Source organism: Paenibacillus sp. D9 (assembly GCF_001188365.1).
Lineage (GTDB): Bacteria > Bacillota > Bacilli > Paenibacillales > Paenibacillaceae > Paenibacillus_O > Paenibacillus_O humicus.
The window spans coordinates 1,361,756-1,385,936 of the sequence record NZ_JZEJ01000001.1; the positions used below are offsets into that span (position 1 = coordinate 1,361,756).

The 24,181-nt window shown below is 54.6% G+C and carries 19 protein-coding genes; 3 read left to right on the plus strand and 16 right to left on the minus strand.

The features are described from left to right. Nucleotides 1–163: 163 nt before the first annotated feature. Nucleotides 164–3,283, minus strand: a complete 3,120-nt coding sequence (locus tag VE23_RS06370; RefSeq protein WP_049867585.1) for an alpha-mannosidase — start codon at nt 3,281–3,283, stop codon at nt 164–166. Between the two features lie 260 nt (nt 3,284–3,543). Continuing rightward, complete coding sequence (locus VE23_RS06375) at nt 3,544–4,713, minus strand: GntR family transcriptional regulator (protein ID WP_049867586.1); 1,170 nt, start codon at nt 4,711–4,713, stop codon at nt 3,544–3,546. Between the two features lie 346 nt (nt 4,714–5,059). Here VE23_RS06375 and VE23_RS06380 point away from each other — a divergent pair, with 346 nt between their 5' ends. After that, complete coding sequence (locus tag VE23_RS06380) at nt 5,060–7,123, plus strand: GxGYxYP domain-containing protein (RefSeq protein ID WP_049867587.1); 2,064 nt, start codon at nt 5,060–5,062, stop codon at nt 7,121–7,123. 230 nt (nt 7,124–7,353) lie between these two features. On the opposite strand, the gene VE23_RS06385 is transcribed toward VE23_RS06380, so the two are convergent. The 3 genes from VE23_RS06385 to VE23_RS06395 all read right to left on the minus strand — a co-directional run bounded on the left by VE23_RS06385 (nt 7,354) and on the right by VE23_RS06395 (nt 9,893). Further along, nucleotides 7,354–7,545: a hypothetical protein gene (locus tag VE23_RS06385; protein ID WP_021879350.1), complete on the minus strand. Its 192-nt coding sequence runs from the start codon at nt 7,543–7,545 to the stop codon at nt 7,354–7,356. 233 nt (nt 7,546–7,778) lie between these two features. Then, nucleotides 7,779–8,756, minus strand: a complete 978-nt coding sequence (locus tag VE23_RS06390; RefSeq protein WP_049867588.1) for an MBL fold metallo-hydrolase — start codon at nt 8,754–8,756, stop codon at nt 7,779–7,781. 288 nt (nt 8,757–9,044) lie between these two features. Next, nucleotides 9,045–9,893: an SDR family oxidoreductase gene (locus VE23_RS06395; RefSeq protein WP_049867589.1), complete on the minus strand. Its 849-nt coding sequence runs from the start codon at nt 9,891–9,893 to the stop codon at nt 9,045–9,047. A 183-nt stretch (nt 9,894–10,076) separates the two neighbouring features. Here VE23_RS06395 and VE23_RS06400 point away from each other — a divergent pair, with 183 nt between their 5' ends. Together VE23_RS06400 and VE23_RS06405 are read left to right on the plus strand one after the other, a co-directional pair. Continuing rightward, nucleotides 10,077–10,454, plus strand: coding sequence for a MerR family transcriptional regulator (locus VE23_RS06400; RefSeq protein ID WP_049867590.1), 378 nt, complete (start codon nt 10,077–10,079; stop codon nt 10,452–10,454). Nucleotides 10,455–10,935: 481 nt separating this feature from the next. Continuing rightward, the gene (locus VE23_RS06405) at nt 10,936–11,766 is read left to right on the plus strand and encodes a hypothetical protein (RefSeq protein ID WP_049867591.1); all 831 of its coding nucleotides are present in this window, start codon (nt 10,936–10,938) and stop codon (nt 11,764–11,766) included. A gap of 194 nt (nt 11,767–11,960) precedes the next feature. Here VE23_RS06405 and VE23_RS06410 read toward each other — a convergent pair whose 3' ends face one another. The 11 genes from VE23_RS06410 to VE23_RS06460 form a co-directional block, all read right to left on the minus strand. Beyond that, nucleotides 11,961–13,109, minus strand: coding sequence for a glycoside hydrolase family 16 protein (locus tag VE23_RS06410; protein ID WP_049867592.1), 1,149 nt, complete (start codon nt 13,107–13,109; stop codon nt 11,961–11,963). Nucleotides 13,110–13,193: 84 nt separating this feature from the next. After that, nucleotides 13,194–14,228: a glycoside hydrolase family 19 protein gene (locus VE23_RS25710; RefSeq protein ID WP_084781335.1), complete on the minus strand. Its 1,035-nt coding sequence runs from the start codon at nt 14,226–14,228 to the stop codon at nt 13,194–13,196. 123 nt (nt 14,229–14,351) lie between these two features. Next, a complete protein-coding gene (locus VE23_RS06420; RefSeq protein WP_049867593.1) occupies nt 14,352–14,858 on the minus strand; it encodes a GNAT family N-acetyltransferase in 507 nt (168 codons plus the stop codon). Nucleotides 14,859–14,998: 140 nt separating this feature from the next. Next, complete coding sequence (locus VE23_RS06425; protein WP_021879341.1) at nt 14,999–15,745, minus strand: SDR family NAD(P)-dependent oxidoreductase; 747 nt, start codon at nt 15,743–15,745, stop codon at nt 14,999–15,001. Between the two features lie 165 nt (nt 15,746–15,910). Continuing rightward, complete coding sequence (locus VE23_RS06430; RefSeq protein ID WP_049867594.1) at nt 15,911–16,855, minus strand: alpha/beta hydrolase; 945 nt, start codon at nt 16,853–16,855, stop codon at nt 15,911–15,913. Between the two features lie 7 nt (nt 16,856–16,862). Then, nucleotides 16,863–16,991 (minus strand): hypothetical protein, encoded by a 129-nt coding sequence (locus tag VE23_RS27630; RefSeq protein ID WP_269745988.1) that lies wholly within the window; start codon nt 16,989–16,991, stop codon nt 16,863–16,865. A gap of 1,037 nt (nt 16,992–18,028) precedes the next feature. Further along, nucleotides 18,029–18,838 carry an ABC transporter ATP-binding protein gene (locus tag VE23_RS06440; RefSeq protein ID WP_048746556.1) on the minus strand — a complete coding sequence of 270 codons (810 nt, stop codon included), beginning with the start codon at nt 18,836–18,838 and terminating at the stop codon, nt 18,029–18,031. Continuing rightward, complete coding sequence (locus tag VE23_RS06445) at nt 18,819–19,880, minus strand: ABC transporter ATP-binding protein (protein ID WP_049867596.1); 1,062 nt, start codon at nt 19,878–19,880, stop codon at nt 18,819–18,821. Before VE23_RS06445 ends, VE23_RS06440 begins: the two co-directional genes overlap by 20 nt. Further along, entirely contained in the window at nt 19,877–20,722 is an 846-nt protein-coding gene (locus tag VE23_RS06450) for an ABC transporter permease (RefSeq protein ID WP_049867597.1), read from the minus strand. The genes VE23_RS06445 and VE23_RS06450 overlap by 4 nt, the downstream gene beginning before the upstream one ends. Nucleotide 20,723: 1 nt before the next feature. After that, nucleotides 20,724–21,734 (minus strand): ABC transporter permease, encoded by a 1,011-nt coding sequence (locus VE23_RS06455; protein ID WP_048746555.1) that lies wholly within the window; start codon nt 21,732–21,734, stop codon nt 20,724–20,726. 490 nt (nt 21,735–22,224) lie between these two features. Next, on the minus strand, nt 22,225–24,069 hold the full coding sequence (locus VE23_RS06460) for an ABC transporter substrate-binding protein (protein WP_048746554.1): 1,845 nt from the start codon (nt 24,067–24,069) through the stop codon (nt 22,225–22,227). Nucleotides 24,070–24,181: the final 112 nt, after the last annotated feature.

A 24,181-nucleotide genomic window follows, 5' to 3' on the forward strand; every position in this document is an offset into this window, starting at 1 on the left:
CGAAGCCGCGGCTCACCAAGCGGCGAGCGGACCATCGGTCCGCAAGGGCAATGCCGCGGCTTCGCTGAACGGTAATAAGAAGACCATCGGTTCGCAAAAGCAATCCCTCGGCTTCTCAGAACGGCAGCCTATTGGCGGTCAGCCGATCGGCTCGACCGGACGGCTACGGCTGGAGAGACAGCTTGAGCGTCTTGACCTCGAACGGGTCGAAGGCCAGCTCGACCGCTCCGCCGGATATTTCCAGCGGGTGCTGCTTCTGCTCCATCAGATCGGCCAGCCACGCTTCCGAGAGAGCGAAGCCCGCCCGCACCGTCGTCTTCAGTCTCGTGCCGGCCGTCTCGTACAGCCGGATGACGAGGTCTCCGTCATCTTCGGCGCGCTTCACCGCCTCCACCATCACATGCGGATGGTCCGGCAGCAGGAACGAGCGTCCCTCCTCCCAGCCGGATGATGCTCCCGCCGACGGCATATCGGCCGCTGCGGCTGTCTCGGCTGCAGCCGCGCAGGCGGACACCGCCGCCTGAACCGCCGTCGGCTCGGCACCGTCCCCGGAGGACCGGACGGACGGCGATGCCGCGGCCACGGTCCGCAGAGGCACGTTCAGCTCGTAGCCGCGCCGGTAGATGCCGGCCTGGACATGGTCGCCGGCATGCGGATACAGGGAGTAGGTGAACTCATGCTCGGCCCTGTCGGCTTCCGGATCGGGATAGGACGGGCTGCGCAGCAGGTTGAGATCCAGCTCGCCGCCCTCGGCGCGGTGGCCGTACTTGCAGTCGTTGAGCAGCGCCACGCCGTAATCGGGCTCGGACAGATCCGCGTAGTGATGGGCGCAGATCTCGTCCTTGGCGTAATCCCACATCGTGTTGCGATGCGTCGGCCGCTTCAGGTAGCCGAACTGGATGTCGCAGCTGACGGAATCACAGCGGATGCCGAGCGGGAACGACGTGCGGAGCATCTTGCCCGATTCCTTCCAGTCGACCTTCGTCTCGAAGTCGATCCGGCGGCTGCCTTCCGTCAGCACCACCCGCTGGACAAGGATCGATCCGCCGAACGCATACCGCATGGTCAGGCCGGCCTTCGGCCCATCGGCGAACGCCTCGACCTCCTCGAGCCGCAGCGACGTTCCTCCGGCTGCCCGGTAATCCTGGCGGAAGTCCCAGGCGTCCCCGTCATCGGAGTAGACGCGCAGCGCGTTGGCGCCCCGTCCCGGCTGCACAAGCTCGCGGCCGGCTTCCTTGTCGAGGATGGACGTTATGCCGCCCTCCGCATCGAAGGCCAGCGCCAGCAGCCCGTTCTCGATGACCCGGCCCTCGGCCGAAGCCCGCAGATCAGGGAATTCGGCGGCATCCTTCGCCCCGGAAGCCGCTCCTCCCACCGTAACGAAGCCCATCGCAGGCACGCGCACGAGCTGCCAGCGGCCGTCCAGCCGGAGCCATTCCTCCCGCTCCCAGGGGAGCGAGTTGAAGACGGCCGTTCCGGATGCGCCGCCTGCCGCGCTGGCGTAAGCCGCCTCTGTCATCCGTTCCGTTTTGTCCAGAAGCACGGCGTACCGTTCCAGCGATTCGTCGTAGACCCTTTTGATCGAGGAGCCCGGCAGAATATCGTGGAATTGATAGAGAAGCACTTCCTTCCAGATCTCCTCCAGCTCCCGGGCCGGATACGGACTGCCGTCCGCCATCCCGGCGAGCACGGCGGCGAACTCCAGCTCCCGCAGCGCCTTCTCCAGCTTGCGGTTGTAGCGCTTGCTCCGGCCCTGGCTCGTCAGCGTTCCCTGATGCTTCTCCAGGTACAGCTCTCCGCGCCACGTCTCGTAGCGCTCCGAGCCCTCCGCGAGCCGCTCGAAGAAGCGCGAGGACGGCTCCTGCTCCACCGGGCTGAGACCGAGCAGATCGCGCTCCCGGGCGAGCCGCTCCAGATGCTCTTCCCCAGGTCCGCCGCCGCCGTCGCCGATGCCGAACAGCATGAGCGCGCGGTCGGATATGCCTTTGTCCAAATACTCCTGCTCCGCCTTCACGATCGAGCGCGGCGCCGCCGGACTGTTGTACGTATCCTCCGGAGGCATATGCGTCAGCACCTGCGAGCCGTCGATTCCCTCCCACATGAAGGTGTGGTGCGGATGGCGGTTGTACACGCTCCAGCTCAGCTTCTGCGTCATCATGTAATCGACGCCGGCCTTCTTCAGCAGCTGCGGCAGGCTGGCCGTATAGCCGAATACATCCGGCATCCAGAGCGATTTCATCTCCTGGCCGAACTCCTGCTGGAAATACCGCTTGCCGTAGAGCAGCTGGCGCACGAGCGATTCGCCGCCCGGAACGTTCGTGTCCGACTCGACCCACATCGCGCCCTGCGGCTCCCAGCGGCCTTCCGCGACGCGTTCCTTGATCCGTCCGTACAGCTTCGGATAATGGATCTTCATCCATTCGTACAGCTGGGGCTGGCTCGCTCCGAACACATAATCCGGATAGCGCTCCATCATGGACAGCGCCGTCGAGAACGTCCTGGCGCCCTTGCGGATCGTCTCCCGGATCGGCCAGAGCCATGCCAGATCGATATGCGCATGGCCGACGGCGCTGATCGTCAGGACGGGATCGCCGCCGCGCTTGGCGAGCTGCTCGCCGAGCAGGCTCCGCGCCTGCGCGATCTCCTCTTCCGTCAAGCCCGCGAGCCGATGCGAGGCGTCATGCAAGGTGCGGAAGATCCGCTCCTTGCGGGCGGAGCCGGCAGGCAGGCGCTCCGCCGTCTCCAGCAGCACCTCGAAATCGTAGTACAGCTGCCGCAGCTCCTCCCGGCAGATCGCGACGACCGCTTCCTTGAGCGTGCCGCTGCGGTAGCGGCCGAACAGGTCGTTGCAGCCCGCGTCGCCCCACAGGTCGATGGCTTCGTCTCCGCTCGAGCGCTCGCTTACATGCACGACCCGCTTGCCGGGCAAGCCGAGCGAAAAGTCGAACTCGGAATTGATGTTGGTCAGCCCCTGGACCGGCGACCCGTCCTCGTCCACCAGGCAAAGCTCGCCGTTCACGTCGATGAGCAGCACGACCTTTTCGTCCTTCGCCCGTTCCGGCACGGAACCGGAGAAATGGAACCAGGCGCAGTCCCACAGCTCTCCCCAGCGGTCTCCAGCCTGAAGCTGGACCGGCCGTCCCGACCGGCGCTCCCCGTAGGGTACCGGCTCGGGCGTTACCCAGGCCGATACGGCAAGCTCGGCGACCGGCACGTATATATTCGCCTGCAGGCGTCCCAGCACGCCTCTCAATTGTTCAGGCCGGATGACTTCGTATGGCATGCTTTAACCGTCTCCTTTATGCAGGCTCAGCCTCTATTTCTTTTCCCAAGCTCAATCCAACTATAATATATCTATTGTATATGTTCAATATGTTTTTTAGAAAAAAAAGGAATAAAAAAACGGTCCCCTGAAGGAACCGGAATCGAATAAGCAGCGCCGTCCAAAAACGGCTCCGCCGCCTTGAAGGCGAGAAGCCGTCTGCTGGAAGCCTTCTGCGGGAGCGCGCGGCATATGCCGGAACGGTCCACCGCAAAGCGTCGTCATCCTTGAAGCGGCGGACCCGATGTCGTCTGGCGGACGACAAGCTCGGGCTCCAGCAGCGTTTTCGTGTAGCCGCCTCCGGCTCCGCCTTTACGTATGACCTCCAGCAGCTTTTCGGCCGCCCGGCTGCCCATATCGAATTCGAACTGCCGGATATGCGTGAACATGCTGAATTCCTCCACGATCGAGGTCGGATCGTCGAAGCTGACGATCGACAGATCCTCCGGCACGCGCAGTCCGGCCTGCAGGGCCATCTGGTAGATCTGCACCGCGAGCCGCCCGTTCAGCGTGATATAAGCGGTCGCCATCCGGTTGCGGATATACCGGAACAGCGGATGAGTCTCCGCTTTCTTGAGGCTTTCCACCCGGAAGCCGGTAATCATGTGGGCGGGATTGATGAGCGCCCCTTTGTTTTTCAGCTCGTTCATGTACCCTTCGAGACGCTCCTGAACCGTAACGGTCTGCATCGGCGAGTCGGAGCAGATCGCGATCTCGCGATGCCCGAGCTCCCATAGATGGTCCACCGCCAGACTCGTGCCCATCCTTCCGTCGGATGCGATGTAATTCGTCTCCACCCCCGGCAGATAGCGGTCGATCAGAACGAACGGAAATCCGGAGAACTTCATCGCGAGAATTTCTTCATTGTACTGCTCCTCGTCCACGGGAAAGATCAGCAGCCCCTCGGCCCCGATCTCCTTCAGCGTCTTGATTGCTTCCTTCTCCTTGTCCACCTGGCCTCCGGAGAGCAGGATCACGCTTCGATAGCCCTTGTCCTCAAGCGCCATGCGCACGCCGTCGATTAGCCGGATGGCGAAATAATCGTCGATGGAAGGCATGACGAGGCCGATCAGGCCGCTCCGCCGTCTCCCCGCTCCCCGCTCCGGAGCCGATAATGCCGCGCCCGGCTGCTGCAGCGGGAAATCCGGGGCGGCCTCTTCAGGCTGCCGGCCGCTCACGAAGGTGCCGCGTCCGGGCACACGGGAGATCAGCTTCTCGGCAGCCAGGCCGGACAAGGCGTTGACGACCGTGATCTTGCTTACGTTGAACCGGTCCATCAGCTCTTTTTCCGTCGGGATCCGGTCGCCTTCCTTCAGTTCGTTCGAATCGATAAGTTCACGGATGTAATCCTGAATTTTCTGATACAGCGGAGTTCGATCTGTCGAGCTCATTTTCCATCACCAGTTTCGGTCCGAGATTTGTATATATAATATATTCTTGCTTATCGTTGCGCAACCGTTTCCCATTCCTCCTCCCTGGGCACAGAGCCGCAAATCCCTTTTGAAGCTCCCTGCTTCGCCAGAACTAAACCTCCGCCTTTCGGCGTGTTTTCCCTGCATTCTTTGTCGAAGTGCTTGAATTATATATGTATAATATATTTAATATAAATGCAAGCGCATTCAAACCTGATTAATTCGCCACTCCCGGATCAAGGAGGTGAGCCTCGGGAGCGCAGGGACCGTTCTCCCGAACAAGGCTTGGAAAGCAACCTATTCCGAACAAAAGAGGTGTTTCGTGATGATTCGCAAGCTTGCGGCAGCCAGTCTTGCATTGGCCTGCACATTGTCCTTCTCCTTCGCCGTCTCCGCCGAGCCGGATGCCCAGAAGGAGAATCGCTCCCCGTCCGGCTCCATTTCCTGGCCCCAGCAGCAGCAGCTCCCCCGCTTCGCCAAGGCCAAGCAGCTTGAAGTGGCGGATATCTATGACGCCCCCGGCGATGTGAAGCTGCTTTTGGCCACGCTCCAAGGCCTCGTCAACCGCAGCGAGCCGCGCATTTATTTGCTCGAGAGCAAGGAAGAAGGCAAGTTCGCCTGGCTGAACGATCTCGACGTCCCCTACAAAGTCCGCGACAGCGAATGGTCGCTGCTGGACAAGTTCAAGAGCGAGGTCAAGGGCATCATCGTTTATGACCCTCAAGTACCCGATTCCATCAACGTGGCGACTACCCTGGCGGGAATCAAGGATGCTGTCGCCGCGAGCCCCGAGCTGGCGAAAAAGCTGACGGCTTCTCCTTATTCCTTCAAGGTGCTCGACGATCTGCAGGGCCGCTTCAAGGACCGGCTCGATGCCTACACCTGGCAGTACGAGCATCTATGGAGCCAGACGACCCATCGGATGCTCGTCGGCCTCAGTCCCGATACGTCCATCCTCCTGTCGTCCACCGGCATCCCAGCCTCGTATAAGACGGTCGCGCAGGAGACGTCGCAGGAGCGGGACGCAGGCAACCGCAAGGTATATGATCTCGACCTGTCGCCTTTCCTCGGCCAGCAATCGGTCTATCTCCGCTTCGACGACGCCTTCCCCGAGGACGGCTGGGGACCGGCCGTTCACGAGGTCACCGTCAAGGCCGACGGGCAGACGATCGCCAGCTTCGTTCCCGGCACTCCGGAGGAGGAGCCGTTCCTGTACGACGCCCAGAGCTCCCAGGTTTCGGCCGGCAGCGGCGGCCACCGCTTCGCCGACAACGGACGTTATTTCGTCTACCGCTTCACGCCTCCGGCAGGGACCGGTCAGCTGACCGCATCCGTCGAGATGTGGAACCAGTTCAAAGTCAGCGCCGGCAGCGAGCAGCCGGCCTCCTCCGAGCAGAAGGAGCCTTACGGCTACCTGCGCGACTACGCCGTCGCGAACAGGGCGATGGTGTTCTGGCTCGACTCCAACGTGCCGGCGCAGCGGGAGCTGTTCGAGCGCATCCTGTCGGATGTGCAGCCGGGGACCCCTTATCTCGGCTGGTTCAGCAACGATACCGTCGGCGAATTCAGCTCCGTGGAGATTACCTCCCGGCACAGCGTGTACGTGCTTGCCGCCGACTGGTTCAGCAACATGACCGTATTCTCGGGCGGCAGATCGGTAGCGGCGCCGCTTAAGGCGGCCAAAGCTCCGAAGCTGCAGAACAAGATCTATGTCACCTATACGTTCAGCGAAGGCGACAACTTCCAGTACAACCAGCATCGGATGCGCGTCCTGTGGGACGATCCCGCACGCGGCAAGGTGCCGCTCAACTGGACATCCAGCCCGCTGCTGTACGACGGCGCTCCCGCCATTCTGGACTACTACCTGAAGACGGCGACGCCCAGCGACCAGCTCATCTCCGGACCTTCGGGAGCGGGGTACTTCTACGCGAACGCCTGGCCGGACAGCACCTTCCCGTCCTATTTGAAGTCAACCTATCCTTACTTGAAAAAAACCGGCATGACGATCCCGTACGTGCTCAACCGCATCGACAGCGAGAACGTTCCGCTCAGCGACGCGAAGGCGAAAGCCTATGCCGACGAGTATCACGCCCCCGGCCTGTTCCTCAGCTGGGAAGACCGCTTCGGCGTCGAGCTGGCCAAAAACAAGCTGCCGATCTCGACGATCCAGGGCATCGGCACGGTCAAGGACGGCCAGCGTATTTTGGCGGAAGCCAAGGCGAAGTGGGACGGCAAGTCGCCTCTCTTCATCTCGCTCGGCCTGCTCGCCTGGAGCTTGACCCCGACGGACGTCGTCGCCTTGAACGGCTCTCTCGGGCCGGAATTTGAAGCCGTCAGAGCCGATCAGTACTTCTCGCTCGTCCGCGAGGCGAACGGTCTGCGGCCTTAAAGTACAGATCCGGCGGCCAACGCCGCCTGCTGAGATTCAAGCCCCTCTCATCAACAGGACGATGCGTTGTCCTAGGCGTCGTCCTGTTTGTGTTTTTGGGCCGATAAGCAGATGTAGGAGCCAGGCATCTGCATCCTGCACGATATAGAAGAACACATAGGATGAGAGGCAAGGAGAAGCAACGATGCCGCCAAATGGGGGGATGCTGTTTGCGGTTGAACAGCACCTCACTACTTGCGGCTTAGTTTCTTTCCCTTACAAAACACGTCCAACCGGATACGATCCGACAGGTAGAAAGCAAATTGCTTCGCTTCTTCCCATTGATGCCGCAGCTCCATTTCCTGTATCAATCCGCCGTGTTTCAATACTACGGCAAACTTTCCATCTTTCGGTTCAATTCGGATTTGATCCATGTCGCCCATTTCTACCTCCCGCTATTGCTGGAACACCGGAGTATTCGTCATGTGTTCAACTTCATTTGACCGAAGGGACGGCATGTTGAAGTTGGACGTTATTTTAATTAAAAACACATAGAAAACGGAACCCGCAATCCAGCGAGGCTCCGTTTTGGTTCTTGCGGAAAAACTAACCAGTACGTTGAAGAGGCTAAGTTGATCCTGGAGTGCTTCAGCAAAAAATAGATGGCAGAGAAAACTTATTCCATTATCTCTTTTCTCCACCAAGCACTCGTTGGAATTTCCTTGGACGTTATGATAACAGTTTCGCCGATTTTTGGAGTTGCGATGTTGACCTTTTGTTCGGACGCCGCTTTTGTGACCCGTTCTATGGGATCAGTCCATAAGTGAAAGGCTAGCGTGAACGCTCCCCAATGAATGGGAATCAAGAGCTTTCCTCTAAGATCAAGATGAGCTCGCACCGTTTCTTCAGGCTTCATATGAATCAAAAACCGTTCGTCATATTGCCCGCATTCCATCATTGTCAAGTCGAACGGTCCGTAAATCTCACCGATTTCCTTAAAGTGAGGACCATAGCCGCTATCTCCACTGAAGTAAACCCTCGTGTCGCTCCCGACGATGACCCATGAGCACCACAGGGTAGAATTACGGTTGAACATCCCTCTTCCTGAGAAATGCCTCGCCGGCATACAGGCCAACGTAAGACCGTCAATCAAGAGCTCTTCATACCACTGGTGCTCAGAAATTTTTTCCGGTGCGACTCCCCATTTGATCAAATGCCGCCCTACTCCTTTTGGCACGATAAATCGATGGGTTTTATCCTTTAGTTTACGGATTGAAGAATAGTCCAAATGATCATAGTGATCATAGTGATCATGGGATAAGATAATCGCATCCATCGCGGGAAAATCCTCTGGCTGAAGAGGCAGCTTCCTGCTGTATCGTTTCTCGCCAACCCAAGGAATTCGAGTGCCTAGCATCGGATCAAAGAGAAGTCTTTTATTCTCTAGTTCAAGTAGAAAAGCCGAATGGCCAAACCATGTTACACGTGCAGCATGCGGAACGGTCATTATGTCCGCTATCGTAAATGTCTCTACAGCAAGATTAGTTGCAGGCTTTAGTCTCCCTCTTGTTAATAGAGCATCCCTCAGTAAGCTAAATATTGTCGCTAAACCCATTCTCATATCGGTCGGAATCTGATTTTCATATTTTTTCATGGTTGTTCTCTGTGGTTTATTCATCATCTTCACAACCCATCATTTGTGTAGGGCACGCTTTCAAGCCGTTATATCCCTCTAACTCCGGCTGATTTCAGCAGCGGGCTCGTGTGGAGCAGCATATTGGGTTCCTTTATCTAAATCCCCATTTACATTCTGGTTTCGTTTTACACACCCGAGTATTTCTTTAATGATCGGCAAAGCCCCAGAAAATGTACATGGTACATCACTGAGGCTTTTCGTGCTCTACATTATAAGAACAATAGCTGGTTTGGGTTATTTGAAACGTTACTTTCCTTGACTATTTTTCCATGCGGTTTGCCCCAACAGTTCCCGCAAAGTAGTCATGTACGTTTCTTCCGACGTGGTCCATCTCAGTCTGGCCGTTTCTTCCGCATCCGGACCTGCAAGAAAGCGTAGTCGGTCAGACTTATCGTTGGCAGCAGCGTAAATCTGGCCGGCCACCTGGTTCACATCAGCATTACCAAATGGAAAGGTCATCATGCATTGCATCATGTGATCGAAATAAGGCTTGTACGATTCTGGAACGGACGCATCTTGGGATGCGGACATGGTGTTCGACCCGAAGCTTGTCGTTAGCATGGAACCTGGCTCCACCAGTTTGAGGGAGATATTTTGCGATTCAAGCTCGTAGGCCAGCGATTCCGACAGTCCTTCGACTGCATGCTTTGACGCTGCATAGACCGAAAAAAGCGGGAATGAGGTAAAGCCTATGTTCGAAGTGATATTTACAATGGTTCCGCCGCCTTGCCCGCGGAAATAAGGCGTAATCGCCTGAATGACGTTCATCGTACCGAAGACATTGGTCTCGAAAACCCCGCGGATAGCATTCATAGGTGTTGTTTCAAACACCGAGATGACACTGACTCCAGCGTTGTTCACAACCGCGTCAATCTTGCCAAACCTGGCGATCCCTGCCGAAATCGCGGCCTCGATGCTGGCAGGATTAGTAATATCGAGCGCCGTTACAAAAATCCGTTCGGGAATTTCCTCTGCCAAGCTCTGGTCCGGCTTGCGCATCGTCGCAACCACGTTCCAGCCCTCATTAGCAAACTTCTTGGCTGTAGTATGGCCTAATCCGGTCGAACACCCCGTGATCAATACGGTTTTTATCATTGAGCTATCTCCTTCAACTCAGTTTTTATCGCTTCTATGTTAGCTTACTCGGTTATAGTGGCTCTAAGTCAATTCCATCTGTCTACTCCTTATTGTTAAGGGTTTGTAATTGACGCTATGTAAGTTCTGATTGTAAATTATATTAGAGTTACTCTAATCAATACAGGCGGTGAATGAACTCTAATGAGTCTGACTATTAAGCAAATTTCAAAAAAAATGGGCATTACTGCATATACACTTCGTTTCTATGAGAAAGAAGGCGTGTTGCCAATTGCTGACCGAGATGCGAAGGGGGTCCGCATGTTTAGCCAACACTACATCGATTGTATTGAGATGGTGCAAGCACTGCGTTCAACAGGGCTGCCACTATCAGAAATAAAACATTACGTGGAGCTTTACAAGCGCGGGGATAGTACATTGCCACAAAGGAAACAGATGCTGATGCACCAGAGAAGCAAAGTGGAAGATCAATTAGCCCTATTGGTGAAAACACTGGAAAAGATCAATTATAAATTGGCGTTAATTGATGTCCAAGATAATAAATTTGAAAAGCTGCCATAATAGAAAGGGCAGCTTGAATGGTAAGCATAGTAGTGTCAGTAAGCTCAATCCTTAATCATTCTATATCCCCACCCGAATGCGCTTTTTGAACGTTAGTGAATCCAAGACGGCGACGGCTTAGCTCCGCAACTCGGAAATGGAAGCCAGAGCGGCGCTGCCAAAGAAAAAAATCGCCCAAGCTCGTCGAGGCAATCCAAGGCAATTGGCCCCCCGTCCCCCCTGAGAGAGTATCCCGTTCGCAAATCCACTCCGAAGTGCTCGACTACTTAAGTGCACATGGTCATTGTTATCTCCAAGCAATGGAATATGAACACAATCCTATGAAAATCTATGCCCTCCAGTATGACTATTCCAGGATAAGAAGTATTAATTGAGCATTAAATTTGTACATATCTCATTTCCCCCGCGCTAAACTAGTAATCAAATATAATTATAATTTGAAGGTATAAAGTAATCCTTACATAAGGAGACTATTTCTCTGTTGAAGCCGATTATTGATAATAATGTCATTCCTTTTATTGAGAAAGTTGAACGCGAGGCTTGGTTGGATATGTGTGCTTCTGCACCGGAAAGCTATGTGAAAAGTTCAAATGTCTCCTTTACGCGTGTGGGATCAAGTATTGCCCTCGCTAATCGCGGGCTGCCCTATCCTGATTTCAACCGCGTTCTCGGCGTAGGAATTGGGCCAGCAAGCGAAGCGGAGCTGGAACTGGCACTCGCATGGTTGAAAGAACATGCGGCTCCGTCCTCTCCCTTGCAAATTCCGCCGCATGCCCTTTCTAAAAAGATTCTTGAGTGGATGAACACAAGAGGCTTGGAACGTGTTGGAAACGGCAAGGCCGTATTTTATCGAGATTCATCGCCTGTGCAAAGCCATCCAATCCCACCTACGCTTGATATCCGTCTCGTTGGAGCACCCTGCGCTGAAGACTTCGGCTTTACCGTACATGCGGGGTTCGGTGTGCCCGAATCAAACATCCCGTTTTTTTCGGCGTTGGCTGGACGGCCAAAATGGAAAACTTACGCGGCCTATGACGGTAATAAACCCGTCGCTTCCGCAGCCATGCTCATCGACAACAACTGGGCCTATCTTGGGGTAGCTTCGACGTTACCGGAATATCGCGGCAGAGGGGCGCAGAATGCACTATTCAAACGGCGCATAACGGATGGAATTGCTGCTGGAGTTATCGGTTTTACCGGGGATACTGGACAACCGCTTGAAGGGGAAGAGCACGCTCACAAGTCTTACCGCAACTTTCATCGAGCTGGATTTAAACGTGTTTTAGTGCGTCAGAACTTTATCTTGAAATAGATCGATTTACTCTCATCAGAATCATAGCGTGCTCCCATGCTCCCATCATGCTTGTAACCAATTCATGCTGCGAAAGCTGAGTATATAACTACTGGCACAATAACATTGGCAGGAGAAAACGGACCGGGTAGGGCGAACGCCTTACCCGGTCCGTTTTTATAGGATGTTTCATGTTGGAACACGTTTGGAGAATGTCACTTGGTCACTGTGTTCCTACTGTACACACGAACAAAATCAATCATCATTGTTTGCGGGAATATCGTGGAGCCATCGGGATCGCCATCAAAATCTCCACCGACGGCAAGATTCAATAAAAAGTGAAACTTCTTATTGAATGGAGCCGGACTCGATCCTCCTGAACTAAACCATTCATTTGAGTTTCGTGTTTGATACAGCTTTCCGTCTACATACCACCGAATTTGGTTGGGTTCCCACTCAACGGAATAATCGTGATACCCATTATCCGGCAAGGTGTAGTTCGAACCGATATATTTCCATGGATTACCAAAGTGAACGGTTCCCATCACCTTTAACGGATCCGATCCTCGCTGCTCCATAATGTCAATTTCGCCGCTCGCTGGCCATCCGCCATACTCATAATTTGTCGGAAGCATCCAAATAGCCGGCCATATCCCCTTCCCGTAAGGAAGCTTGGCACGAACGACAAATTTGCCGTACATCCAATCTCCTTTATTCTTCGAAACCAATCGAGCGGACGAATAGGACATTCCGTTTATGTTTTCTTTAATCGCTTTAATTACTAAGTGACCAGAACCGTCTTGATAGGCGTTTTTCGTACTATTCGTATAATACTGTTTTTCCTTGTTCCCCCATCCGTGCCCGCCGATATCATAGCCCCATTTGCTGGGATCAGGAGCCGTGCCGTCAGCCCCGTCGAATTCATCGCTCCATACAAGAGACCAGTTGTCCGGCGCAGGTGCAGGCGCAGAATCTGAAGCGGAAACGATGAATTCTTCCCATCCGGACGCAGAAGTCCTGTTCGCATAGAGAATCGATCCTTGATTCAAGTCCACAGATACGTATAGATTGTTGGCTACAGCTTGAAGGGCTGTTTTTCCGTTCCCTCGATCGATTTTCCTGAATTTTTCCCAAGCTTGAATCGTAGACGCCCTTGCAATCAGTTTAGTACCCTGATTCAGATCAGCTGTGACATATTTGTTGTTGGCAATCGATAAGAACGATACGGTATTGTCCGAATTATGGATGACATTAAATTTCTCCCAATTTTGCGCAACTGCCCGGTTGGCGACAAGCGGACTCGCCCCTGCTTGATCCGCAGACACAAAATGATTATTTACCGCTGCTTTAATCGTGGAAGACATATAAAACCTCCTGAAATTTAATCAAGAGCATGCAGTCCAAATAGGAAGATGGCCGCATCAATCAGCTCTTTAAGTATTCATCTTTCAGCAACCAAGATTATCGCCGGGGGTCACACCGAGAATCGAAGCAATCCGTTTATACTGAACCGTACGGCTTTGAACCTGCATCGGATTTCTACCGTTGCATTCCAATGCGCCATTAATCGTTCTAATGGTTTCACCGAATCCTTTAGAGTTAACCATCGCATTATGTCCCGTCATCGTTCCGGCGCCTGTTTGAGTGTTCCAAAACCAAAGTGCCGTTTTCCAAGCTACCGAAGCGTCCTGGGCAACTAGATCTGGATTGTTCAAGAGTGGGAGCCCCAATGCTATGCCTGCCGCCCCATAATTGTAATTCCAGCTCAATTGCAGGGGACCGCGACCATAATATTGCTTTCCAGGCGCGGGGGGATACTGATTATGGGCAGCAGAATAGTGCGAATAATTCGCCGTGTTCTGCTCAACGACATGGTATAATCCTCCCGTTTCATGATAAACGTTGGCAAGGAATGCGGCAGCTTCCTGCTTCTGGATGGTGATGCTGCCAGTTGTCGTAAAACCCGGGTAAGCGCTGATAGCAGCCAACAATCCAGAGTAGGTGTAGAATCGATTGCGGTTAGAGAATATTTGGTTGAATTGGTCTTCAGTAACGATGAAACTGCCCGATTGCGCGGATGCAGGGGCAGTATTGGAAGCGGAAACGATGAATTCTTCCCATCCGGAAGCTGAATTCCTGTTCGCATAGAGAACCGATCCCTGATTCAAGTCCACAGATACGTATAGATTGTTGGCTACAGCTTGAAGGGCTATTTTTCCGTTGCCTCGATCGATTTTCCTGAATTTTTCCCAAGCTTGAATCGTAGACGCCCTTGCGATCAGTTTAGTCCCCTGATTCAGATCAGCTGTTACATATTTGTTGTTGGCAATCGATAAGAACGATACGGTATTGTCTGAATTATGGATGACATTAAATTTCTCCCAATTCTGCGCAACTGTCCGGTTGGCAATAAGCGGGCTCGCCCCTGCTTGATCCGCAGACACAAAATGATTGTTAACCGCTGCTTTAATCGTTGAAGACATATGAAGACCTCCTATAATAAGTTGAACTAAATGCGCGTTTTTTCGCATGTAGACAACTGCGTGGCAGAGAACAGTAGTAACGATGTCCGCTTTATAAAGCGGTTGCTGAAAACGAACGTATTCTTAATGTGCAAGCCTTAATGCCATCCATACCCCGTCAGAGTAGACCCCATTATGCTTTAATGCGTTTTTTTCGACCCCGTAGACTTCGAAACCTAAGGATTCGTATAGGTTTCTTGCCGCTTCATTTTCCGAAACGACGGCTAATTTCAGCTGCTCCACACCATCTATCTTCCTCGCCTTATGAATAAGTTCCAGCATAAGGGCTTTTGCCATGCCATGTCCGCGCAGTTCAGGAGCTACATACATTCCGTATATATTTCCTTTGTGGGCGTCCTTAAGGCCGGTGTCCCGCATGAAAGTTGCCATTCCGAACAGAGTGTTATTGACAAAGGCTCCAAGGACAAATTTATCGGGAGTCGGTTTGAGGAGTTCTTTGTAAAATTCCAAGGGAAACTTGGCTTCCTGTTCATAGGAAGAAACGTAAGCTTCCGGGCTGCTTTGCAGCCCGTTTAAGCGCAATTGCTGGTATGCATGAGCATCAGATTCCGACAGGGAACGAATGTTCATTCATTTTCTCCTTGTGTTAAACGTGATGGCTTCAAGGACTTTATTTTCTCTTCCGTGGCTGCTGCTTCGATGCTGGGACAGCCTGATGCTATATTTTCTCAACGATCGTTTTGTTTAAAGTTCAAGGCTGTCGAGTCGGCTTATAGCAGACCGCCCGAAACGAGAATGGTATCGCCAGTAATCCAAGCCGCTTCGTCGGACGCTAAGAATACAGCTGCTCTTGCAATATCTTCGGGCTGTCCTACACGTCCAAGCGGTGTCATGGAAACAGCATGTTCTCGGATCTGGGACCAAGCTCCGATCGCTTGTGTGCCTTCTGTCTCCGTTGTCCCCGGAGCGATGGCGTTCACGCGGATATTTCGTCCTCCGAGTTCTTTTGCCATCACTCGCGTCATGGAGCCCGTTGCGCTTTTTGTCGCCGCATAGAGCAACGCGGACACAGAAGGATTAATGCCCTCAGTAGAGCTGATGTTAATGATATTGCCGCCTTTTGTTCCGAAATGCTGGACGGCTTCTTTGCTGGTCAGGATTGGCCCCAGAACGTTGGTATTAAAGTGACTGTGAAATTCATCCTCGGTTATTGCCTCAAGAGTCGCGAACCGAAAGATGCTGGCATTATTCACCAGAATATCGATTGGGCCAAATAACCGCTTTGTTTCTTCAAATAACCGTTTGACATCGGCTTCCTTGGAAACATTGGCCTGAATGGCGGCTGCCCGTCCTCCGTTTTTCATGATTTCGGAAACAACGAGATCCGCACCTTCTTTGCTTCCCGCATAATTGACGATTACCGCTGCACCAGCTGCCGCAAAGGCTTTTGCAATGCCTGCGCCAATCCCTTTTGATGCACCTGTCACGATCGCTACTTTTCCTTGTAGTTTTTCCACGGTTAAAACCCCTCTTCTTCTTTTTTACTCCCTAAAGTTGTTTTGGGAGCCGTATGGCAATATGGCTTCAGCAGCTCAAGAGAAAGCCAAGTCGGACATTCTGAGGCCGACAGAAAGCACAAACTGCAACGTGATGAATGCAGACTGGCGAGCGTGAATCAACGATCATTTGTGTAGGGCACGCTTTAAAGCCGTTTTATATCCGTCTACAACTCTCCGGCTGATTTCAGCAGTAGGAAAGTATTCTTCAAAGCCGTGAAAACCTCCAGGGTATAGATGAAACTCTGTCGGCACCCCCGCCTGCGTCAGCCTTGTTACATAATCGATTGTTTCATCGCGAAATGGATCCAAGTCACCAACACAGGTGTATGTGGGTGGAAGTCCTGACAAATCCGTTGCTCGTGCAGGAGCAGCGTATTGGGTTCCTTCATCTAAATCCCCTAGATACATTTCCCACCCAAATTGGGTTTTCTCATCATTCCATACTCTTCGATCTGTGATTTGATTGAAGGACTTCGAAGTCATCCGATCATCAATCATGGGGTAGAGAGGCATTTGGAATGCTATTGCAGGCCCCTTGCGATCTCTTGCCAAAAGGGAGACGGCAGCCGTTAATCCACCTCCGGCACTGGGACCGATTACTGCGATTCTGGATGAATCAACCCCCAGCTCTTCAGCATTTTTAGAGAACCATTCGAGTGCAGCATAGCAATCATCAAGTGGAGCTGGATAAGGATGTTCTGGAGCCAGCCGATAATCCACTGAAACGATGACACAATCGAGTTCGGATACCAGTTGCTGCAAAGTAGGGTCCATCATATCAGCAGATCCAAGGATATAGCCGCCGCCATGAAGATACAGAACACCGGGCAGCGTTTCTTCCTTCACTCTTGGTTCGTAAATTTTGATCCGAACATCTGGATCTCCCTCTGCTCCAGGAACATGTTTCTCTGATGTTAAAACAGCATCATTAGCGGGCAACGTTGCAGCTATACCAGCAAACATCTCATTCATTTCGTTCCTTTTGGCATTTAAGTTCTCTCGGGTATAAATGACTTCTGGCAAATAAGAAAACATTTCTTTAATTTCCGGGTTTAGTTTGTTCTCCATCATCCACTCATCCTTCCCCTGAAAATGTATAGAGATCCACTGACTGACTGCATGCGGACAGCACCATTAGCGCATCGATACCAAGACAAGCAAGCTCATCTTGCTTAACTTCAGCTTTATTTTTCTCCTCTTTCAATATCTTTGCTTCTCAAGTTTCAAAGTTCCGCCATTCATCCTTTTATGTACTATATTTCCATGTTTTTTGCCCTAACAGTTCCCGCAGGGTCGTCCTGTAACGTTTCTTCCGATGTGGTCCGACTCAGTCTGGCCGTTTTTTTCCACATCCGGACTTGAAAGAAAACGGAACCGGACAGACTCATCGTTGGCTGCAGCTTAAATCCGGCCGGCAACCTGGTTCTCATCTGCATGATGGTTCAGCCGCCTGCCCGCGGAAATAAGAGGTAAACGCCTGAATGACGTTCATCGTACCGAAGACTTCCTTGCTGTAAGAATTCCTATTCCTGTCGAACATCCGTTTTTGTCAATAAACGGGCTCCTTCGAGGAATTTCTTTTTGTTTCTACATTAGCTTCATACCGTTTTTGTCATGGAATTATCTCCTTCGAGTAATTACTTATTGTTTCTACATTAGCTTACCGGGTTAAAGTACCTCTAAGTCAATTCCATGCATCCAGACCTTATAGGTAAAGGATTGTATTTGATTCTATGTAAGCTCTTATAGCAAATTATGTTAGAGTTACTCTAATCAATAGCGATCAACTTGTGCTCAAGGTAGATTCCTCCCGCTTTGCTGCCTCAGAAAAGCGGCATTGACTAAACTACAATCACTACGCACTAACAGGGTCATCCGCTATTTTGCTTTAATGGACGAACTGGCGACTGTTTGCCGGAGGAGCTTCGTGCTGACGATGTGCACATTTCTCGCCATTTTGTGCGGATTATGGGCCTGTTCCGACATGTTGTTCAATTTTGGGCACTCGAGGCTAAGCAGGTCCAGGGCATCCGCTCCGTTCCCCCACCTATGCCCTCCTGACCGCAGGCGTTCTTGCCCTGCTTCCTGCAGCCGCGTCCGCCTTTGTGTCTATGCAGTGAGAAAGATACCGATGGAATGGATTCGGAAGCTTCCCTCTGCTCTTGCTTTTGCTTTGCTTTTTCAGCAAAAAAAGCCAATTCGGACCTTTTCAGGTCGAAATGGCTTTTTTTCTGCCGCTTTCTATGCCAGGTTCCATTCCTCATGGATTTTCGGCACATCCGCGATGAGCTGCTGCGTGTAGACATGCTGCGGCTGCAGGATGACCCTCTCCGCCGGCCCCTTTTCCACGATGCGCCCCTTTTCCATAATATAAAGCGTATCGCTGACATAGTAGGCCAGCCCGACGTCATGCGTGATGAAAATGATCGTCATCCCGTTCTCCTCCCGCAGCTTCATGAGCATGTCGAGAATGGTGGAGCGGGAGCACGCGTCGATCATCGATGTCGGCTCGTCGGCGATCAGGATGCGCGGCCGCATCATGAAGATGCGGGCAATCATGAGCCTCTGCATCTGGCCTCCGGACAGCTCGAACGGGTACTTGTTGTACAGCTCGTCGAACTTCAGGTTGACGAACGAGCAGGCATCGATCATTCTCCGGCGCTCCTCCTCCTTGCTCAGCTCCAGGCTTTGCAGGGCGATGCAGTCGCGCAGCAGCTTCTCCACCCGGTGGAACATATTGAATGAGGAAAACGGATCCTGGAAAATCGCCTGGATGTCCTTCCAGTAGTTCCGCCGCTCCTTATGCCCCTTGAGCCGTCTCGGAGCCCCCTCGTATTCGATCCTGCCGTTCGTTTCCTTGAGCAGGCCGAGCAGCATCTTGGCGAGCGTCGTCTTGCCGCTGCCGCTCTCCCCGACGATGGAAATGATTTCGCCCTTGTGGAAGGCGAAGTCCACCTCACGCACGGCCGTCTTTTTCTTCTTGCCGTAGCCGAACACCTTGGTGACGCCGACTCCGGCGAGCAGAATGTCCTTATCGCTGAACTTCTTCATCCGCATACCACTCCTTCAAGGTATCCACGCCGAATATGCAGCGGTATGTCCTGCCGGCCTCCACGCGCATCGGAATCTTGCCGCTGCGGCATTCCTCCCGCGCGAAGTCGCAGCGCTCCGCGAAGCGGCAGCCTTCCGGCACGTTCTTGAGGTTGGGCGGAGCCCCGGGAATGGCCGACAGCTTGTGGTCCTTCATGCCTTCCTCGGGGACGATGATGGAGCCCATCAGCCGCTTGGTATAAGGATGGACAGGGTCGAACACCATCTGCTGCGCCGTGCCCCGCTCGACGATCTCGCCCGCGTACATGACCATGATGTCGTCCGTCACATGGTAGAGCAGCGGCAGCTCATGCGTGATGAAGATGAGGGAACGGATGAACTTCTTGTCCAGCAGCTCCTTGAGCAGGCGGATGACCGCCTTCTGCGAGGTGACGTCGAGCGCTGAGGTCGGCTCGTCGGCCACGAGCACCTTTGGATTGAGGATCGTCGAGATGGCGATGACGGTCCGCTGCTTCATGCCGCCAGACAGCTCGCTCGGATAGGCGTCCAGCACCTCCGGGGCGAGATGCAGCGTGCGGAATCTCTCCTCCGCCATCGCCCTCACCTGCGGCTTCGTCAGCTTCGGCTGATGCTCCTTCATGAGATCCTCGATGAAGCGGATGATCTTCAGCGTCGGATTGAGCGCGTTCATCGCGGCCTGCGGAATATAGGCGATTTCCCGGCCGAGAATCTGCTTGCGCAGCCTCTCCTTGCCGAGCTTCATGATGTCGATGCCGCCTATGGAGATCGAGCCTTCTCCGTAATAGAGAGGCGGGAAATAAAAGCCCATCAGGCTCATCGACAGCGTCGACTTGCCGCAGCCGGACTCGCCGGCGATGCCGAGCGCCTTGCCCTCCTCGAGCGCGAAGTCGACGCCGTCGACGGCGAACACCTTTTCGTTCAGACGCGTCCGATAGTACGTCTTGAGCCCTTCGACCTCCAGTACGCGCCGCAGGGGCTCGGGGGCAAGTTCGGGTTGCAGGTCCGCCAGCTTCCGGCTCATGCGCGCTCACTCCTGATTTTCGGATTGAAGATCTCGTCCATGCCGGTGTTGATCATGTACAGCGAGAAGGTGATGACGGCGATCGAGAAGGCGGCCGGGATGAACGCCCACCACGCCCCGGCGACCGGAGCTTCGAAGACGAGCGCCCAGTTCATGATGATGCCGAGCGAGATCGTGTTGTACGGCCCCAGGCCGAGCATGGAAATGGAAGCCTCCGACAGGATGCCGGAAGCGACCTGGAGGATGAAGGCCATGACGACGTAGGAAGCGATATACGGCAGAATTTCGAAGACGATGATCTTCGGCGTGCTGTGTCCGGATATTTTGGCCAGATTGACATGATCCCGGTTCCTCAGCGAGCTCGTCTGGGCGCGCACCGCCCGCGCGGTCCACGGCCAGCTCGTAAGGCCGATGATCAGGGCGACGAGCAGCGAGCTGCGGGAGTTGATGCTGACGGAGATCAGGATCAGGATGATGAACGACGGGATGACGATGAACATGTTCGTCACCGCGGTCAGGATGTTGTCGAGAAAGCCCCCGGCGTATCCGCACAGCAGCCCGATCGCCAGACCGATGATCGTGGCGAAGACACCCGCGACGAGGCCGACCATGATGGAGGTGCGGATGCCGTAGACGAGCTCCAGGAACAGGTCGCGGCCGAAGTTGTCGGAGCCGAGCAGCAGCCCCCCGCCCGGAGGCTGGAACGCCAGCGCCTCCATCGACAGCGGATCGGCCCGGTTGATCAGCGGCACGATGACGACAAGAGCGACCATCAGCAGCAGCATGATGGCGCCGAACATGAACTTGGGCGAACGGATCAGAATGCCGGCGGAATGCTTCATCTCAGTTCTCCTCCATTTGGGACGCCTTAATGCGGGGATCGACGATGCCGTAGACGATCTCGATTGTGAAGTTCGCCAGCAGCACCGTCAGCGCGATCAGCAGCGTGCAGCCGGAGATGAGCGGGTAATCCAGCTGCCGGATGGCCGTGAACAGCCAGGTGCCGATACCGGGGTAGCTGAAGACGATCTCGCAGATGAGCGAGCCGCCGACCATCGTGCCGATGGACAGGGCAAGGCCTGTAATCTGCGGCAGCATGGCGTTTTTGAACACATAACGCGCCACGCGCGAATCGCGGATGCCGAGCAGCTTGCTGTACAGCACATAGTCGGAGTTCAGCTCGTAGATGCTCATCTCCCTCATGCCGATCGCCTGGCCGCCGATCGTGACGAGCACGATCGAGAGGAACGGCAGCGTGTGGTGGCGGAGCACCGAGAGGATGAAGTCGAGGCTGAAATGCGGCACCATCTGATAATCGTAGCCTCCGGACATCGGAAACCACTTGAGCGTGATCGCGAGCAGGTACAGCATGATGATGGCGAGGGTGAAAAAAGGGATGGAATTTACGAACAGCGCCGCCGGGAAAAGCACCTTGTCGAAGACGCCCTTGCGGTAGGCGGCCACCGCGCCGAGCACGTTGCCGATGATCCAGCCGACGAGGATGGCGGGCAGCTGAAGCGCGACCGTCCAGGGGACGGCGGCCATCAGGATGTCGGATACCTTGCGCGGATACAGGCCGAAGGATGTTCCGAGATCGCCGGTGACAAGCTTCTTGAGGTAAATGCCGAACTGCGCGAGGAGCGGTTTGTCCACCCCGAACTCCTTCATGAAGTTGTCGTACACCTTCTTGATGGAATCGCTGTCCGTCATTCCCTGCGACACCTGGGAAGCGATCGTGCTGACCGGGTTGCCCTCGATGAGTCTCGGCAGCAGGAAATTAAGAATCAGCGCGATCAGCAGCGTGACGAGATACCAGCCGGACTTCTTCAGGAAATAGCGGGCATAGGCATTCAAGAGCTTCACCTTCCTTTAAGGAGAAGGGCCGGCCGCATATGCGGCGGCCCTGTGGTTGCGAGGCAATGATTGCGGTCGAGGCATAGCCGTGCAAGCTTCCGAGTCCAAGCGTGCCCGGAAGCGGAGATGGCCGCGGCGGTTCGGTTCGACTATCCGCGCAGCGGCGGTTGGTTCGACTGCCCGGAGCGGAGCGGGCCGAATCTCTCTGGAGAAGCAGCGCGTTCGCCTTTGAACGAGGATGCTTACCCTGCAAGGGGTCAAGCGATCGAGAGCATCCGAGTTCAACCGCGATCGGAAGAGAGATCGGCACGCGCAGCGGCGGTTCGGTTCGGCTGCCCGGAGCAGCGGGCCGAATCTCTCTGGAGAAGCAGCGCGTTCGCCTTTGATCGAGGATGCTTACCCTGCAAGGGGTCAAGCGATCGAGAGCATCCGAGTTCAACCGCGATCGGAAGAGAGATCGGCACGCGCAGCGGCCGCCTTGCCAGCGAAGTCAGTTCGTGATTTTATACAGAGCCTTGATGCCCGCCCCGTCTATCGCGATCTGCGGCGGAATGTTGCTGCCGTCCCCGTCGACCGGGAAGCCCTTCCAGACCGACTCGTTCACGGTGTAGAACACCCACGGACGGTACATCAGCGGAATGGACGGGACGTCCTTCAGCCAGATTTGCGTCAGCTCCGTGTACATCTTCTTGGCGTCGGCTTCGGATGCGGTCGGGATCTTGTCGATCAGCTCATCAGCCTTGTCGTTTTTATAGCGGCCCCAGTTCCAGAACGCCATCTCGCCGGCCGGCGCTACGCCTTTGGAATACATGATCGTGCGGGCGCGGCTCCACGGGTTGCTTGGCGTCACATTGCCGGCCGGCGTGTTCATGATGATGTCGAACTTGCCGGTCTGCAGGTCGTTCGTCCAGACCGGAGCTTCAGGGAACTTCGTACGAATTTCGATGCCGATCGCCTTGGCGCTCTGGGCGACGATCTCCAGCGCGGCGTTCCAGTCGGACCAGCCGTACGGGCACTCGACTTCGTACGGACCGAGACGCTGGCCGTTCAGCACACGGATGCCGTCCTTGCCCTTCTTCGCTCCGATGCTGTCGAGCAGCGCGTTCGCGGCTTTGGTGTCCGTCGTCCACTGCAGCGGCTTGATGGCGTCCTGGTCGACGAACTTGGACTCCGATGGCGTATCGAGCGTCAGCGAAGGCTTCATGTCGCCCGAATAGCCGCTCATGGCCAGCTGCGACACTTTCTTGTAGTCGATGGACATCGCGATCGCTTTGCGGACTTCCGGCGAATCGAGGCCCTTTTTCGACATATTGAAGAAGATGGATGGCATCGATCCCGGCAAATAGTAAGGCGCATCCTTCAAGAACGTCTTGATAGGAGCTTTCTCCTGCATCTTCCACACTTGCGGCGTGAACTGCTGCGAGACGTCCACCTGGCCGCTCTTGAACGCCAGGTCTCCGGCCGCGTTGTCCTTGTAGATGACATGCGTGATATATTTCGGAGCGGGCAGCTTGCCGAACAGCTTCTGGCCCCAATAGTTGTCGTCGCGGATGAGCGTGATCTTCTGGTCGTTGTAGAACATGAGCTTGTAAGGCCCGGTGCCGACCGGGTCGGCGTTCATTTCCTTGCGGATCGTCGCCAGGTCGTTGTTCGACTTCGTCTCGACGCCTTCCCATATATGCTTCGGCAGCATCGGCATCAGCTCGATGCTCTCGGTTACGGTCAGTTTGTTGGCGTTGGCGGGGTTCAGGCTGATGACGACCGCATTCGCTCCGTCCGCCTTGACGTCCTGGATGTAATCCCAGTAGCTGGACCAGTTGAGCTCGTATTTTTTGCCGAGGCCATAGGTATACACGACATCATCGGAAGTAAAAGGCTGGCCGTCGCTCCACTTGGCGTCGGGGTTCAGCTCGATGCGCAGCGTCTTGTCGTCCGTCCAGCTGTACGACTTGCCGAGGAGAGGCTCGAGCTTTCCGTCGATCATGTTGATCATGAACAGCGTTTCATACACGAGCTCGCGGGAGTTGCCGTAGTTGATCGGAAAAGCCGGGTTGCCGCTCAGCAGGTTGAAGTTGGTCGGCGCTCCCCATTGCAGGCCGTTGATATAGAGCGTCTCGTTGCGCGGCGTTTCCTTGGCTCCGCCGGAACTGTCCGTGCTCGCGGTCGGCTGCGGGCTGGCCGAAGGATCGGCGCTCGCGGCCGGCTCCTTGGTCGCCTCCGTTCCTCCGGTGTTCGCCGCGCTCGTTGGCGGCGGCGTGGAATTGCTGCATGCGGCCAGCAGCGACCCCGTCATCATGACCGAGGCGAACGTTAAGGCTAGCGCTTTACGCTTCATGGCTTCCTCTCCCCATTCCTCAACTAAATTGGATGCCTTTCCCTTAAGTAAGCGTTTACATAAACAAGTATAAAACGGCCTCGAAGGACCGTAAATGGTGGCAGTTTTGGGA

Excerpts from the sequence above, each read along its gene's own strand:
- VE23_RS06370 (WP_049867585.1), bottom strand. The coding sequence starts at position 3,283 with ATGCCATACGAAGTCATCCGGCCTGAACAATTGAGAGGCGTGCTGGGA.
- VE23_RS06375 (WP_049867586.1), bottom strand. The coding sequence starts at position 4,713 with ATGAGCTCGACAGATCGAACTCCGCTGTATCAGAAAATTCAGGATTAC.
- VE23_RS06380 (WP_049867587.1), top strand. The coding sequence starts at position 5,060 with ATGATTCGCAAGCTTGCGGCAGCCAGTCTTGCATTGGCCTGCACATTG.
- VE23_RS06385 (WP_021879350.1), bottom strand. The coding sequence starts at position 7,545 with ATGGGCGACATGGATCAAATCCGAATTGAACCGAAAGATGGAAAGTTT.
- VE23_RS06390 (WP_049867588.1), bottom strand. The coding sequence starts at position 8,756 with ATGAAAAAATATGAAAATCAGATTCCGACCGATATGAGAATGGGTTTA.
- VE23_RS06395 (WP_049867589.1), bottom strand. The coding sequence starts at position 9,893 with ATGATAAAAACCGTATTGATCACGGGGTGTTCGACCGGATTAGGCCAT.
- VE23_RS06400 (WP_049867590.1), top strand. The coding sequence starts at position 10,077 with ATGAGTCTGACTATTAAGCAAATTTCAAAAAAAATGGGCATTACTGCA.
- VE23_RS06410 (WP_049867592.1), bottom strand. The coding sequence starts at position 13,109 with ATGTCTTCCACGATTAAAGCAGCGGTAAATAATCATTTTGTGTCTGCG.
- VE23_RS25710 (WP_084781335.1), bottom strand. The coding sequence starts at position 14,228 with ATGTCTTCAACGATTAAAGCAGCGGTTAACAATCATTTTGTGTCTGCG.
- VE23_RS06420 (WP_049867593.1), bottom strand. The coding sequence starts at position 14,858 with ATGAACATTCGTTCCCTGTCGGAATCTGATGCTCATGCATACCAGCAA.
- VE23_RS06430 (WP_049867594.1), bottom strand. The coding sequence starts at position 16,855 with ATGGAGAACAAACTAAACCCGGAAATTAAAGAAATGTTTTCTTATTTG.
- VE23_RS06440 (WP_048746556.1), bottom strand. The coding sequence starts at position 18,838 with ATGAAGAAGTTCAGCGATAAGGACATTCTGCTCGCCGGAGTCGGCGTC.
- VE23_RS06445 (WP_049867596.1), bottom strand. The coding sequence starts at position 19,880 with ATGAGCCGGAAGCTGGCGGACCTGCAACCCGAACTTGCCCCCGAGCCC.
- VE23_RS06450 (WP_049867597.1), bottom strand. The coding sequence starts at position 20,722 with ATGAAGCATTCCGCCGGCATTCTGATCCGTTCGCCCAAGTTCATGTTC.
- VE23_RS06460 (WP_048746554.1), bottom strand. The coding sequence starts at position 24,069 with ATGAAGCGTAAAGCGCTAGCCTTAACGTTCGCCTCGGTCATGATGACG.